Source organism: Paenibacillus sp. FSL R5-0636 (assembly GCF_037974255.1).
Taxonomy (GTDB): Bacteria; Bacillota; Bacilli; order Paenibacillales; family Paenibacillaceae; genus Paenibacillus_AQ; species Paenibacillus_AQ odorifer.
Map to the genome: position 1 here is coordinate 6,984,538 of NZ_CP150232.1, position 14,817 is coordinate 6,999,354.

The following is a 14,817-nucleotide window of genomic DNA, read 5'->3' on the forward strand; positions in this document are numbered from 1 at the left end:
TTTAATAATTCCAAAATTGTATAGAGGTGAAAATATCATGATAGTAAATAAATACCATTTAAGATATGAGTTTGATGAAAAAAACCTTGTTATCAATACTTTGACAGGTGCTGTAGATTTTTTCTCTGCAGAAATGCTTGATTTACTGGATTCAGCAGAGAGTTGGGAACTATCTAATTACCCGCCTGAGCTTAAAGAAGACGATATCGAGTTCTTATTGAGGAGAGGCTACATTTTTGAGAATAATGAAGATAAGGAGCGACGATTAAACCAAGCATCACAAATCATGAATTATGATCAATTCATGCATTATATTATTTGTCCGACTTATGCCTGCAATTTTCGTTGTACATATTGCTTTGAAGATCATTTGCTTCATGAGAGTACACGCTTCATTACCGAAGAACAAATAGAGCATGCGTTTTCCGCAATTGATATTCTGCATAAAGAAAGCGGAATGGACAAAGGATTAATTAACCTATTCGGAGGTGAGCCCCTCTTACCTCCCGCCAAGAACATGGTAGAAAAAATCTGCGAAGAAGCGGAAAAACGAAATTTTATAATCGGTTGTAATACAAATGGTTATCACTTGAAAGCTTACGCCGACATTTTAGAACGCTTTCGCGATTGTTTAAGTGTTATGGTTTCTGTCGATGGCCCTGAGGAAATACATGATAGTCGGCGCTTTTTATCTGGAGGACAGGGTACATTTCAACGGATACACCAAGGCGTTAATGAATTATTAAACCGTAACATCCCTGTTATGATCCGGATTAATATAGATCAAACTAATATTAAAACTGTACCTGAGTTAATAAAGTACTATCATCAATGCGGCTTCTTCGGGCATCCTTCCTTCTCAATAACCTTTGCTCCTGTAACAGATCATACTTGTCTAGGTCTGAGTTCTACTTTGATGAAAGGTTATGAGATTGCAAAGTCTTTAATCCGACACGTCCCTAACTTTACAGAACTTGAAAAACAAAAGAAGATCGGCCTTAGTCCTGAAATGTTCCGTTTCTTCCGGACAGGCATGTTACTTGATCCTGAATTACAAGATAGAGTTGGGATTATTTCGCCACAACTTGTCTACTGTGAGGCTACTGAAGGAAAAACCTATGCTTTTGGACCTGATAATAATATGTATGCATGTCCGGATTTAGTGGGAAAATCAGAATATCGCATCGGCCAGTTCTCCCCTGTTTTTACGAAGGAACCCGTTTTTGACCAATGGAGAAATTTTAATGTTCTACAAATACCCAAATGCAAAGACTGCTCTGCAGCAATGATTTGCGGCGGCGGCTGCGCTGCACAAGCTTTATCAACATACGGAGATCTGGACCTTCCTTGTTGTCCGGATGCAAAGAACATGCTTGGTCAATATCTACACGAATTGCAGGAGGAAGCTGCACAATACGAGGAGGTTAAATCATGATCAAAAGCACATATAATTCTATTCATCCTATTAACAATGGGAATTATATCTTGATTAATTCTCTTAGTGGAGCAGTAGATGTAGTGGATGGTCTAGTAAAGGAACGGCTAGATCGGATTGAACAGACTAATCTGCAACGAGATAATCAAGATGAGGTTGAACTACTTACTTTTTTCAAAAAAAGAGGGTATATCTTTCATAGCCTTGCAGAAGAACAACAAATACTTTTTAAAGTTAAAGATGCAATGGAAAAAATGACGGCAAAGAGTAAATGGGGTATGACCTTCAATGTTTGTACAACATATGCTTGTAATCTAAGGTGCCCCTATTGCTATCAAGGCCATCAAATTCATGACCATAATCATGCATTAGACTCAGATGAAATAACCAAAATGTTCGAAGCTATTACTCAAATTATTAAAATGGAAGAAAATCGTGGCCGCTTCATAGGAGCACAACATCGTATGGTTTTATATGGAGGAGAACCACTTCTTCCGCAGACTAAAAATACAGTTAAAGAAGTGGTAGAACGTGCTGTTAATGAATATGGTTTCCGTATGTGCGCTATTACTAACGGGACATTCTTGCATCAATTTTTAGATATTTTTCAACCTTACCGTGACCAATGGGATTTCTTTCAAATTTCACTTGACGGCCCCAAAGCTGTTCACGATAAACGGCGTATCATGGCTGGTGGACAAGGAACATTTGATCGTATAGTCCAAAATATTGATATGGCCCTGGAACGAGGCTTTGCCGTTGCTACTAGGACAAATGTTAACAAAGAAAATCTGGGTCATCTGGTCGAACTGGCTAATTTCATTGAACAAAAGGGCTGGAATAAGTTCCCCCACTTTGGTTGGCAAGTCACGCCTGTTACTAATCACTTCAGTGAACCAATGCCCGACCACTTACCTGAACATGAACTGTTGATAGCCCTATATGAAATGTTCGGCGACTTGGATTCTTTTATTGATAAATACAACGCAAGACTGGGATCAGTGATAAACATGCGCACCTCACGAATTAGAAACACGATCCGATCTTTTGATTGGAGCAGGATGGACGATATGGATGCTTGTACTTCCTCGGGGGTCACTAGTGTTCCACATTTTAAAGAATGCAGCGCGCGCGAACAACGTTTCTATTCATTTGGGACAGAAGGACTTATCTATGCCTGTCCCGACTCTGTAGGCCGTGCAGAGACCGCCGTTGGATCATTTTTCCCAAAATATGAGCTGAATTCTGAAGCTCATCAGCAATGGGACCGGGGAATTACAGATTCCAAGGAATGCACGGAATGCTCTATCTCTCTCTTTTGTGGTGGTGGTTGTGCTTATGCCAATTTAATGAGGAATGGAGATATTACAAAGCCCTATTGTAATTATGCCAATGAAACAATAGATGTTTATATCAAACATAATAAACACCTTTTCGAAGAATTGGGTACCGTCTAAAGAAAGAGGGGGATAATTATGAATGCGATAGCAGCAACAAAATATCCCCAATTGATACCCTATATTATCCATGAAATGGATGTTTGGGAAGAGGGGGCTCGCTATTTAGTTCACTTTGACAATGGTCTACAAATGAAAGTAACAGAAAAGATTTTAACCATTTTTAACTGTATGGACGGAAAAAAGTCGCTTTTAGAGATTTCTGAGCAATTATTAGAGAAATATGAAGTTGCCCCACGCTTAGAAGAGCTACAATATTTATTAGAACATCTTCTAACTGAGAAGGGTATCGTTGTAGGGAGCGAAAAAATAGCAGAACATTCCTCGGCCATCCGTTTTCGTACTCCACTATTAAATGCAAGCCGACTGGAAGGCTGTTCCCAACCCTTTCAGCATCTTTTTTCTTTAAAAGGTATTTGTATTTTTGGAGTTCTTATGAGTATTGCCCTCTACAACTACATAATAAATTTAAGTCTTTCTGCAAATAAAGCAGATTTAGGTTCTTATCTTTTTTGGATTATTACTTTTTTCATGATTTTGTTTTCGGCTATATTCCATGAATTTGGGCATACAGTGGCGGCTTTTAAATATAATGTTAAACCAAGAGATATGGGGATCGGATTGTTTTTTTTAGCCCCTGTTCTTTTCGTGGATTTGAGTGATGCTTGGAAAGCAAGTAGAAAAGAGCGAGTAGTGATCGACCTTGGAGGTATATATTTTCAATTATGGATATTTATTATATATGAATTATCATCTATAATAACAGGGAGCAATATACTATTTACTGCCAACCATTTTATTTTGCTTTCCATTATTAGCAATCTAAATCCATTATTACGTCTTGATGGTTTCTGGGTACTTACAGATATCCTCGGAATTCCCAACCTGCATACTAGAACTTTTACATTGGTAAAACAAGGATTATTGGGATATGTATGTAGGAAACGACTTTTCCGCGAGAAATTTAGATTAAATATTATCAATATGAGCAGTACTTACAAGAAAGTGTTTTTAGCGTATTCCTCTTTATACTTAATTGTTTTCAGCATTGCTTTAATGTATATGTTACGTTTTATTTTTTCATTTACTTCCCTCTTTCATTCTTGGAACTGGACAAACTTCAAAGGCCTTTTGATAGTGATTGTGATATTAATTCTTCATTTCACCATATTACTTATTAAAAAAATTAACAGAAAGAAGGAAAATTCAGTTGATTGTAGAACAACCGATTCTGGCCATCCAAAATCTTAACAAAGAGTACGAATCCGAAGCCGGCATAATATCTGTTCTTAAGGGAATAAATCTGAAGTTTTACAAAAGTGAGATTGTAAGCATTATGGGACCCAGCGGCAGCGGAAAATCAACCCTGCTTGGGATTATGGGATCCCTAGATAAGCCTAGTACAGGGAAAATCGCACTTGAGGGTAAGTCAATCGAATCTTTATCTGAAGAAAAACTTTCTGATTATCGCGCACAAAAAATTGGGTTTGTTTTTCAATCCTTCAATCTAATCTCTACAATGACCGCTCTTGAAAATGTAATGCTTCCCATGTTCTGCATCAAAGGCACCCGACATAGTGAAATACGTAAAAAAGCAGAAGAAATGTTGAAGCTTGTGGGGATGGGCGATCGGATGAAGCACCTGCCTAATCAACTATCCGGCGGACAACAGCAACGTGTCGCTATTGCAAGAGCTCTGATTAATAAGCCCTCTCTAGTCATTGCTGACGAGCCAACCGGCAATTTAGATCGTGATTCCGGACAGAAAGTTCTTGACCTTATCTTCCGCTTAAAACAGCAAATGAGAATGACCTTCATTATTGCTACCCATGATCCAGAGGTTGCTTCAAAATCCGACCGAGTGATTTACATTAGAGATGGAAGGGTTGAAACTGAGGATCCTTGTCTGAGTAAAGGAAGGTGAATATCTGATGATATGGCTGAGCTCTGCCGGGAGAAGTTTATTACGTAACAAATTAAGAACAATTTTCACTATATTGTCTCTCATTATTGGAAGTGCAAGTTTCTTTAGTATGTTCCTATTATCTGAATTGGCGCCACGTTCTATTGAGAATTCTGCCAAACTGCTATTAGGTGGGGATGTATTAGTCCAGTCCTACCTTAAGCCACTACAGAGCAATATAGTGAATGATATATTCCAAGACATGGGAGAAATCGACAGCCATTCATCTTCATATGTCGGACAGAGCATGGTGCAATCCAAAAATAAAACAACAAGCGTGATCTTGAAGGGAATTGATACGAAGACTTACCCTTATTATGGGGAAAATCAATATCCTGGCATCCGTTCACTTCAAGCAAATGAGGTCCTTCTTGCTGATAATGCAGCAGATCGCCTACAGGTAAAGGTTGGAGAAAAAATTTGGTTGCCGAGCGCGTCTGATGGAAGTCTGCATGAGTACAAGGTAAAAGGATTAGTACTTAATGTTCAAGAGTCTTACGGAGATGCGGATATTTTTGGAGCTGCTTATCTTCCGTTGAATGAAGCAGCTAATCTGCTAAACGCTCCAGCCGGAAGCACAAATGAAATTCTTATCCATTGGAAAGCGGGCACACCAAAGACTTCTTGGCAAGCAGAACTTGAGAAGCATCTGCCAAGTGCTACACTAACGGACACGAAAGAGCGGACAGACGAAAGCTTGGCTCAAGCCAAGACCCTTCTTTTACTTTTACAATTGTTCAGTCTGCTTGCACTGGGAATCAGCGCTTTGACAGTTTCAAATACAATGAAGCAGGCAATGAGCACTAGAATGCGCGATATTGCAGTTATGAAGGCAATAGGTGTACGCTCTCGCTCAGTTGCCGGTACCTTTTTAACAGAAGGTATTCTTATCGGGACGATAGGAACTATTACTGGAATAGTAACAGGTCTTCTAGTGAGTACTTGGTTAACTTCTTACGTAGGCAAAATGTTAGCTATACCGTTGTCTTGGGAGTTTTCATGGAAAGTCACAATTGTTACCTTCGCAGTAGGAATGCTAATGGCACTGATATCAACATGGATTCCTCTAAAAGGAATGCTCATCGTCTCTCCTATGCAGCTATTGCTTGAAGGAAACCATCAGATCCCTTCTTATCGGGTACGCTTTTGGAAAAGAGGACTCTTATTATTACTGATTTCGCTAGTTGTAGCATTCTACTTACAAAAAACACTTTTTCTGGGTTCAACCGAATCCATTAGTTCTAGAGTCGTTCTATCTTTTTTAGGGATTCTACTGATTATTATATTGGTAAGTATATTTGTGAAGGTATGTTCTTCTGCTTTCTCTTTCATTTTCAGAGTGGTTGGAAGCATGAGGAAACTCATCTCTCCTCGTTGGTTTATCCCTTTTCATAATTTATCATCTGGAAGAAAACGATACGGACTATTGGCTCTTATCTTGAGTGTTGGTGTTGCATCAGCAGTATCAAGCGAACTTTTCGCTGATAACTTAACTCAGTCTGTCAGTCAACAGTTAGAGACCGAGGCCAAAGGAAATCTACTCATCACAAGCTCCTTAGTAGAGTCTGAAGCAGTCAAGGAAGCTTTTCAATCTCTCGATATTAAAAAGTGGACAGAGGGTGTCCAGATGAACGGTCTTTTAAGTTCAATTAACGGAAGTGAAGCAACTTCTCTTTTTCAGCAAAAGTCAGACGGGAATAAGTTCTTCGCTTCCAATAAATTGAGCATTGAAGGTGTTGACCCTTCACTTGCATCAAGGTCCTATTCCATTATTGGTGGACGTGACCTTATAGAAGATGATTCATCGCACAAGACCGCATTATTATTGGAAGATTATCAACAGTTGGGAATTAAGACAGGCGATACAGTTGAAGTTACAATGGGAGAAAAGAAGATTCCTTTCAAAATTGTTGGCTTTTTTGAATCAGGGTTCGTAAAAACAGTAGGTATGAGAACAACTAAAGATATATTGTCTAAATATGGGGCGCCTAACCGGGTAATGTTTTCTATTGACGGAGGGACCCTGACTACGGGTTTACTCTCTGAATTAAACGGTGTACTTCCAGCATCCGCTATGGCGTATTCAGTATCAAGTACAGCCTCCGAAAGCTTAAATTCAATGATACGTATGATAAGTGTATTCTTCTCTATAGTGACTTTATTTGCCTTCATTACAGCGATACTTACCATCGGGAATCAAATTGTGATAAGCCTTTTAAGAAAACGCAGAGAAATTGCAATCATCAAAGCAGTGGGAGTATCCAATGGTAAGACATTACGGTCAATCTTGTTAGAGAACTTTGTTTTATCTTTAGTCTCAGGAACTGCTGGTACAGGGATAGCTTTGTTGTTAACGACTGTAGCTCTAAAACTTATGTTCAAGTTACCTGTCCTGGTTGATGTTAAATGGGTGATTTATGGGATTGGCCTATGTGTTATAACCACACTCTCAGTGGCTTGGATAGCGGCGAGGCCTGCTCTGCTTACTAAACCTACGCAGCTCTTACAGACCAACCAGTTATGATCTAATAAGGCTCTAATGAATTGGTACTTAAATAGTTACTGTCCCTCTCTATTACGCAGAGAGGGATTTTTTTATACCTTGTCATAACTACGTTTGGTGTAAAAATACATTAATTTGTGATACGGTTCACAGTATTTTAATTGCCTCAATACAAAGCTCGATCCTCACTTCATTTCCGACTATAATTCCACCGGTTTCCAGAGGCGAGTTGAATTTCAAACCAAATTCATTACGATCAATACTGGCTGTTGAATGAAATCCTACACGTTCCCGTCCGCGTGGGTCCTTGTTTAGTCCTTCAAATACAGTATGAAAAGTAACAGATTGGGTTACTCCATGCAGAGTTAGATTGCCTGTAAGTTCATATTGCCGCTCACCAGCAAAGACGCAGTTGGTGCTTTGAAACGCAATGGTTGGATACTTGGCAGCATGAAGGAAGTCGTCGCCCCTCAAATGTTCATCTCGTTGCGCTTGGCGAGTTGTGATACTATTTGCGTCTATGGAAGCCTGAATACCCATAGTTGTTAACTCGTTGGGATCAAAACTTAAGATAGCCTGGAAACGCTCAAATACTCCTTTGATTTTATTAATCATTAAATGCGTCACCGAAAACTCGACGGAGCTGTGGTCCGGATCCACTTCCCATTTGATATTACTCATGAATAAATTCCACCTCTATAATAAGATTATGAGCAAGGTCACCCTATCTCCAAAACACTGCGCTACTCGCTATACCCCTAATATACAAAAACGCTACTGACAACGTTGTGTCAGTAGCGTTTTAGCATTTTTGCGGCTTCCTCGTAAATCCGATTTCAGAATGGTTCCCCATTGAATCCGTAATTCCTTTTACCCGAATATCCACCATCGCAATAAACATTGAGCTGTGTGTGAACAGTCATAATCTGCAACTAGTCGAATCTTTGCAACGATTCAAATAAACGCCTTAAGTTATTCAATAAGCTGTTTTTTTCCTCTAGAGTCCAGTCATCCAAAGCTTCATGCAAAATGCGTTCACGGGTGAGGCTAATCATTGCATTGATTTCCTCCCCGCTTTTCGTCAATTCAGACACACGAATGCGGGAATCTGCACTTGATGGATACGTATGAACCAACCCCGCGTTTTCTAACTTATCAATTTGCCGGCTAACACTCGAATAGTTTTTTCCCATCATGGCGGCCAAATCACCAACACTAGTCGGTTGGAGATGCACGATGCCCACAAAGACACGAAAGGTTGCTGCTTCCAAATTTACGCCAGCATTAGCAATCATCTTCTTATCACGGTCTGGCCTATTGATAATGGAAACTAAATCGATCAGTGCTTTAAAAATATCGTTTTCCATTTTATTTCACCCTTACAACAGGACGAGGCATTAGCGGGGCATTCCAAGCCTCTTCAATATCTTCTAGAGCGAACTCTTTTGTGGTAATTTTTATCTTCCCCTCGGCAGCCATTTCAAAGACACCTCTAACAGCAGATAGCATATCAGCTTTAGAAACACTCTTATCTCCGCTACCTACGAGTTCGATTGTTGATGAGCGTAAAAGAGATGAAGGTAAATGAATGCTTTCTTGGCCAGATGAAGTTCCAATGCTTACAAAACGAGTTGAACGATCCGTTTTCGCCTTAACAAGAGCTGACATGATAGCGAGTGCGCTGTCGCCCCAAAGATAATCCAATATAACATCAACACCTTCAGCAATAACTGGCATTAGGGCGTTTTCAAACATTTTTTGACCGTTGTCGGCTGTCATATCAAATGCAATAGCCTCATCAGCTTCAAGTGCTTGCAACTTCGATTCGTTGCGTCCTGTTACAATGACCTTCTTGGCCCCCAGACCCTTAGCAATCTGAACTGCTAAACTACCGGATGCACCAGTAGCGCCATTAATCAATACAGTTTGACCGGATTTAAAACCAGCTCGAAATACCAATGCAGCCCATGACGACATAGCAGGGTTGGCGATAGCGGCAGCAGTGAGATCATCAATACCATCTGGTAAACGGACAGTCAGCTTTTCGTTGACGATTGTTTGCTCAGCCAAACTGCCATATGGTGCAGTAGGCAGCGCAAAGTAAACACGAGACCCATCTTTCAAAGTTCCTACACCGTCGATACCGGCTACAATTGGAAAGTTAACTTCAGAAGAGTAGTGCATACCCATTGAACGGAACTTGCTAACTCGACTCAAGGCTGTGGCCGTAACGTTAATTATAACTAGCCCCTCTGTCCCAACAGGGGAATCACAATGACCCATTACGGGAATCGTCCCCTTATCCTTTACGATTGCTGCCTTCATATTTACACCCTTCTTCCACCCCATATTATGTGCATATTGCACATAATAAAGTATAACACAAATTATGTGCAATATGCACATTTTATTTGGAATCCATATCCGAACGCAAGTCCATTAGCTTATTTCCAAAAGAAACGGCTGGTCAGGTTCCCCTGATCCAGCCGTTTTTTGATTACTTTAATATTACATTATCGATTAGTACTGCCGTATCGTAGATACTATCTCCTTGATCCCAAACATGGAACCGAAGGACAATGGAGCCCTTGCCGGCAAATTGGCTTACATCAAATTGTACATGCTTCCAATTCGTCATGTATGTTGTATGATCCCCGCCGTAGAAATCAATCGCTACTTTGTTCTCTTCAATCCAATAGGCCGTGGATTCATTAATCGATTCAGCCCCGATAATAACAGAATCATTGCCATAGACACTGGACGTCACTGTATTGCCGCCATTCATGTGAGAAGTAATGAGGGAAGCCATATTAATGTATACACTGGAAGTTACCGTTGCTCTGAAGGTGTCATTGAATTTGCTTCCAACGAATTCCTTAGGCTCCTCAGAAATGAAATTGTAATCAAACGATAGGGTTGTTGCACCCGCTGGAACAATGAAACTTTGCTCGATATAACTATCTGAATTGTAGTCATATCCTCCTTGATCATTGTTTTCATACCCAAGGCCAGTGCTGATAATAGCCATGTAGTTCCCCTCTGTCGGTTTAAGCGGTCCCAGCTTGGAGATCACCCGAACATCGCCGTTTCCATTCCAGCCGGTCCAAGTTCCGTTTTCAAAGGTTCCGTTGATGACCCCTTCGGTCTTAGTGCCAATGCTGCTTCCTTTCATGAAGAATGCCGCCAACCCATCGTTTGCTCCATGGGCAGCCACTGCTGCTTGAAAGGCTTTTTCGGTTGTCATGTTCTCATCGTTTAAAGCGGTAAATACGGATTTAGCAATAGCTTGATCATATGCAAGCTTTACATAATCGGTATATCCATAATAAGTGCCAGCACCATTGTTGATGAAGGCATCTGCCATGGAATCGTTGTACGCGCTGCGGCAGCTGCCATTATATACGATGGTATCAGGAAGCATATCGTTGTACCGTGTAATAAAAGACGGTGTAATAGCATAATAACCGGATATAATAGCCAATCTTCCCTTTTTCAAGTCCAACTCATAGGTCTTTTTGCTCTCTGTCGTTGCCTTTTCTCCTGTCAGGAACATGACTTGCGGTCCAGCGTATTTGAAATCAATGCCGTATTTATTATGGAGCTTCTGTAGCACTATTTCATCATAATAAGTATCTCCGTGGGTATCCAAGACCACGACGCCATACTGATTCAGTCCTTTAAAGAAATTCACGCCCGCTGCGGTGTCCTTTACTCTTTCCACAAGGAAAGGGTAACTCGACTGGTCAAAGCTGTGATATACAGCGTCATAAACAGTCGAAGATGGAAGTGTGCCGGAGAACGGAGAAATTACAGCAACCCGCTGGCTTCCTATGGTGGCTACAGTTTGTTCCACATTTTGCGTTAGCGCCTCAGCCGCCAATGCAGTACTGGACGCAGCCTCTTCTACGGTGCTGCTTAACCCTTTTGTATTCTCAGGAGCTGCGGATATCCCCCCTAGAATCCCGTTGTCCAGCAAATACCAGATGCTTCCTCCTTCACCCGAAATTCCAGCATGCTCTACTTCTGCTTGGGTTTGGAGCCAAGCCACAGTTTCTTCCTTTGCTTTTTGCAAATTACCATATGAAGTAGCCAGTTGATCAAGCTTACTCTGTGTATTATTTTCAATGATTTCCGTTTGTGCAAGCTGTTCATCCGTAAGATGCTTCATTACAGATAATTTAAAAACTGTGCTGCTTGGCACATCTCCCACAAACGCCTGCAGATTTATGTAACCCTCCGTACTTTCAGTCAATACTGCTTTGCCACTGTACAGCCCGTCTGCCTCAAGACTGTCTCCATGGGCTTCCAAACCGTCATCGTACAACGAAATGATTTGGGAAATCACTTTGCCGCTGTCATCTACTTGATAGACACTAGCGATTACCGTTCCTGCCGCATTAATCGATGAGCGGAATATAACTTCTGTTGGCTCTTCCACATAAATGGCATCTGAACTCTCCCCCTTCACCACAACCTGGAGAGCATTTGCCGGTGCCGGGGTTGCCGGTGTCGGTGTCGATGTCGGTGTTGGTGTCACTGGTGTTGGTGTCACTGGTGCTGGGGTTGCCGGTGCTGGGGTTGCCGATGCTGGCGTTCCCGGACCTGAAGCTCCCGGCGCTGGTGCTGTCACAGATGTCCCGTGGTCAGTTGTTGCCGGGGTGGCAGTCGGTGTTACCTCAGGACTCTTGCCCTTATTAACCTCTTCAGCCAGAAGCTGTTTGGATTTCTCGACATATACTGACTTATTGGTTTTGAACTCATAAGCCAGACGAGCCAGAGCTTGGCGCTCCGCATGCTCTTTGGGTTTGAATTTCAGGGTGCCGTCACTGCCTTGGACCCCGTTGATGAAACCATTTTTAAAGGCAAGGGATACTTGTGCTTTTGCCCATTCGGACACCTCTGAGATATCTGACAGCTTGCTATCAACCGGAAGCTTCTTCGCTGTTTCATCCAATTCGAAAGCTCGGATGAAAAATACGACCAGCTCTTCACGGGTGACATTTGCATTAGGACTGAAGGTGGTCGCCGATGTCCCCTCCGTAATGCCTGCCTTTACCAATGCACCTACATAACCGCGATACCAACTGTTCGCGGCAACGTCTTTAAACGGTGCGGCTTGATCAGCATTTGCTTCTAGACCCAACGACAGGACTATGATTTTCGCCAGTTCGGCACGTGACATAGCCTTTTTCGGTTTAAAAGAGTTATCTTCATACCCTGAGATTATTCCTGCTTCAGTTAATGAATGAATCTCCTTTTGCGCATAAGAGCCTGTGATGTCTTTGAACTGTGCGGCCTCACCAAACACCATATGTGGCGTAAGAGTGCTTACTAATAGGGCAAACACAATCATCAGACTGAGTTTACGGCGTGCTGCTTGGAATAACATTGTTTCTTCCCCCTTCTTACTCTAAAAATATCAATGAGTCTGTCGTCCTAGTGAGTTCCAAGGATGGCATTTTACACCATTATTCGACAACTTCTTGATTCTACAATAGGACCAGGGTAATTTACAATGTCTATTACATAAAAAAAATAGATATATTTGTAGACTGGAGATTAAATGGCATAAAAAAAAGACCATCGAGTATAAGCTTGGATTGATGGCGATTTAATCTTTTATCGTATTATTCTTCACATGCACCAATATTTTACAATGATAAGCTTAACAATGTATACCTTATGACATTTTAGGAGGTAGTATAATGAGCAAGTACGACGAAGCCATGAAGCTGCTGGAAGAACAAGTGGGTAACAAGGACGGCCTGATTACTCTGTCTACCATCGCGCTGGAACCCGGGGCCAATGGTATAAGCCGTCCCGCCGCCCGCATAGTGGACGCCTATTATGAGGACGGCGCGTTCTACACCGTCACTTATGCGACCTCAGGCAAAATGCGGCAGATCGCCCAGAACCCCGAAGTCGCCGTTTGTATCATCGTCGAAAACTTTACGGCCGATGGTATCGGTGAGAACCTGGGCTGGGTATGTGACGAGAATAACGCCGAGATGATGACTAAGTTGCGCACTATATTCGCCGATTGGTATAACGAAGCCAATAACGACGAAGATCCTAACACATGCCTGCTGCGCATTCGCCTGACAAAGGGCCTGTGGAATGACGCCCATAAAGGGATCAGAAATGAGATTGATTTTATCAATAAGACGGCAAATTAAGTGATCTATGTGATAGAACAGTCAGCAAAAAAGGTTCATCGCAGCAGTCCGCCGCGATGAACCTTTTCATAAAAACCAACTAAATGATAACAACTACATTAGAACTTTATAAAACCCGTAAGGCCTGGGAATTGACTTCCCGGAAATCCCGGAAAACCTGGAAATCCCGGATTTTCACCCTCTCCGCCTTCTCCGCTTCCTTCGTCAGGCAAGATAAGCTCATAAGTCACATTTTGTGCCGGTACTAAGTTCATAGCATACTCATCAATTTCCGGTGCCCCGTCTAACGCCTTCCATCCAATTCCAGTCACTCCTAATCCCCAGACAGATTTACTTGGAATCGTGAATTGTACGCCGAAACGATAGGTTTCCTCATTGATTAGCTTTCTTCTTGTGTAAATGGATCAATGTAGATAAATTTCATTTTATACACATTTCTATCATAATATAGCTGGAGCGTCCTACTGCCACCTTCACCCCGGCTAATCTTCTCTTTCTGAAAATACTCGGGAAGCTGCGCACCAATTCGTGAAGTGAATCTGAGCACAACCTGTATGTCCCGCTGCGAATAGCTGTGCTCAATGACCTCGGCGATTTGGTCATCGGGCAGCTCTCTTTTTACAAAAGGCGGTCCCTGCTTCAGTTGCTTGATCCGCACGAGCTTGAATCTGCGGTAGTCCCCTCTGACCCGGCAAAAGCCTATCACATACCAATCTCCATGGCGAAAGTCAATCCAGCTTGGCTCTACCGTTCGCTCCAGGTATTCCATATCCCTGTTGATATAGTCGAACACCAGCAGCCTGTTATCCGTGATGGCCTTGCTTATGATCCCAATGTATTCTTTAATTTCCTGCTCCATGCTGAAATGGGACATATCCAGAGTCAGTTTGTGCTTCTCGGGCTCCCGCTTATAGGTATGCTCAACCTTTAGCATAATGTCATTAAAAGCTTCGTTCCTGCCAAACAAGCCATGTAAATTCTTCATTACAGCTACAAACGTATGAGCTTCATCCCGGTTTAAAAAGAGGCCGCTTATATTATAGCTGTCCATAATATAGTATCCTCCGCCCTTGCCGCTGGACGAGGCAACCGGTATGCCGGCTTCTCCTAATTTTTCGATATCCCGGTAGATCGTCCGCAAGGATACCTCGAAATGCTCGGCAAGCTCCTTGCCCGTTACCGTACCTTTACCGGAGATGATCAGCAGCATGGAGAGCAATCGGTCAACTCGCATGATTGTGTGTGACGTCGGGTAACGTCTCCTCCTCTGGGTGAAGTAAGTG

Annotated in this window: 12 protein-coding genes; 6 read left to right on the top strand and 6 right to left on the bottom strand. The window is 42.0% G+C overall.

Features of this window, described 5'->3' with window-relative positions; genetic code table 11:
- Nucleotides 1-37: 37 nt before the first annotated feature.
- The 5 genes from MKX34_RS31830 to MKX34_RS31850 are packed head-to-tail and all read left to right on the top strand — an operon-like array spanning nucleotide 38 to nucleotide 7,379.
- Entirely contained in the window at nucleotides 38-1,435 is a 1,398-nt protein-coding gene (locus MKX34_RS31830) for a radical SAM protein (protein WP_036682396.1), read from the top strand.
- The gene (locus tag MKX34_RS31835) at nucleotides 1,432-2,892 is read left to right on the top strand and encodes a radical SAM protein (protein WP_036682397.1); all 1,461 of its coding nucleotides are present in this window, start codon (nucleotides 1,432-1,434) and stop codon (nucleotides 2,890-2,892) included. Before MKX34_RS31830 ends, MKX34_RS31835 begins: the two co-directional genes overlap by 4 nt.
- Before the next feature lie 18 nt (nucleotides 2,893-2,910).
- The gene (locus MKX34_RS31840) at nucleotides 2,911-4,143 is read left to right on the top strand and encodes a hypothetical protein (protein WP_052097394.1); all 1,233 of its coding nucleotides are present in this window, start codon (nucleotides 2,911-2,913) and stop codon (nucleotides 4,141-4,143) included.
- Nucleotides 4,103-4,816: an ABC transporter ATP-binding protein gene (locus tag MKX34_RS31845; RefSeq protein ID WP_036682398.1), complete on the top strand. Its 714-nt coding sequence runs from the start codon at nucleotides 4,103-4,105 to the stop codon at nucleotides 4,814-4,816. The genes MKX34_RS31840 and MKX34_RS31845 overlap by 41 nt, the downstream gene beginning before the upstream one ends.
- A gap of 7 nt (nucleotides 4,817-4,823) precedes the next feature.
- Entirely contained in the window at nucleotides 4,824-7,379 is a 2,556-nt protein-coding gene (locus tag MKX34_RS31850; protein ID WP_051491238.1) for an FtsX-like permease family protein, read from the top strand.
- Between the two features lie 126 nt (nucleotides 7,380-7,505).
- On the opposite strand, the gene MKX34_RS31855 is transcribed toward MKX34_RS31850, so the two are convergent.
- The 4 genes from MKX34_RS31855 to MKX34_RS31870 all read right to left on the bottom strand — a co-directional run bounded on the left by MKX34_RS31855 (nucleotide 7,506) and on the right by MKX34_RS31870 (nucleotide 12,747).
- Complete coding sequence (locus MKX34_RS31855; RefSeq protein ID WP_076105142.1) at nucleotides 7,506-8,039, bottom strand: YceI family protein; 534 nt, start codon at nucleotides 8,037-8,039, stop codon at nucleotides 7,506-7,508.
- Nucleotides 8,040-8,290: 251 nt separating this feature from the next.
- Nucleotides 8,291-8,725 (bottom strand): MarR family winged helix-turn-helix transcriptional regulator, encoded by a 435-nt coding sequence (locus MKX34_RS31860; RefSeq protein ID WP_036682401.1) that lies wholly within the window; start codon nucleotides 8,723-8,725, stop codon nucleotides 8,291-8,293.
- A 1-nt stretch (nucleotide 8,726) separates the two neighbouring features.
- Nucleotides 8,727-9,683 carry a zinc-binding alcohol dehydrogenase family protein gene (locus MKX34_RS31865; protein WP_036682403.1) on the bottom strand — a complete coding sequence of 319 codons (957 nt, stop codon included), beginning with the start codon at nucleotides 9,681-9,683 and terminating at the stop codon, nucleotides 8,727-8,729.
- A gap of 172 nt (nucleotides 9,684-9,855) precedes the next feature.
- Nucleotides 9,856-12,747 carry an S-layer homology domain-containing protein gene (locus tag MKX34_RS31870; protein ID WP_076296975.1) on the bottom strand — a complete coding sequence of 964 codons (2,892 nt, stop codon included), beginning with the start codon at nucleotides 12,745-12,747 and terminating at the stop codon, nucleotides 9,856-9,858.
- Nucleotides 12,748-13,063: 316 nt separating this feature from the next.
- On the opposite strand from MKX34_RS31870, the gene MKX34_RS31875 reads away from it, so the two are divergent.
- Entirely contained in the window at nucleotides 13,064-13,534 is a 471-nt protein-coding gene (locus MKX34_RS31875) for a pyridoxamine 5'-phosphate oxidase family protein (protein WP_076099768.1), read from the top strand.
- Nucleotides 13,535-13,632: 98 nt separating this feature from the next.
- Here the strand turns inward: MKX34_RS31875 and MKX34_RS31880 are convergent, their stop codons facing one another.
- Together MKX34_RS31880 and MKX34_RS31885 are read right to left on the bottom strand one after the other, a co-directional pair.
- Entirely contained in the window at nucleotides 13,633-13,845 is a 213-nt protein-coding gene (locus MKX34_RS31880) for a hypothetical protein (RefSeq protein ID WP_076296974.1), read from the bottom strand.
- A 68-nt stretch (nucleotides 13,846-13,913) separates the two neighbouring features.
- Nucleotides 13,914-14,768, bottom strand: a complete 855-nt coding sequence (locus MKX34_RS31885; protein ID WP_256717637.1) for a YafY family protein — start codon at nucleotides 14,766-14,768, stop codon at nucleotides 13,914-13,916.
- Nucleotides 14,769-14,817 lie beyond the last annotated feature (49 nt).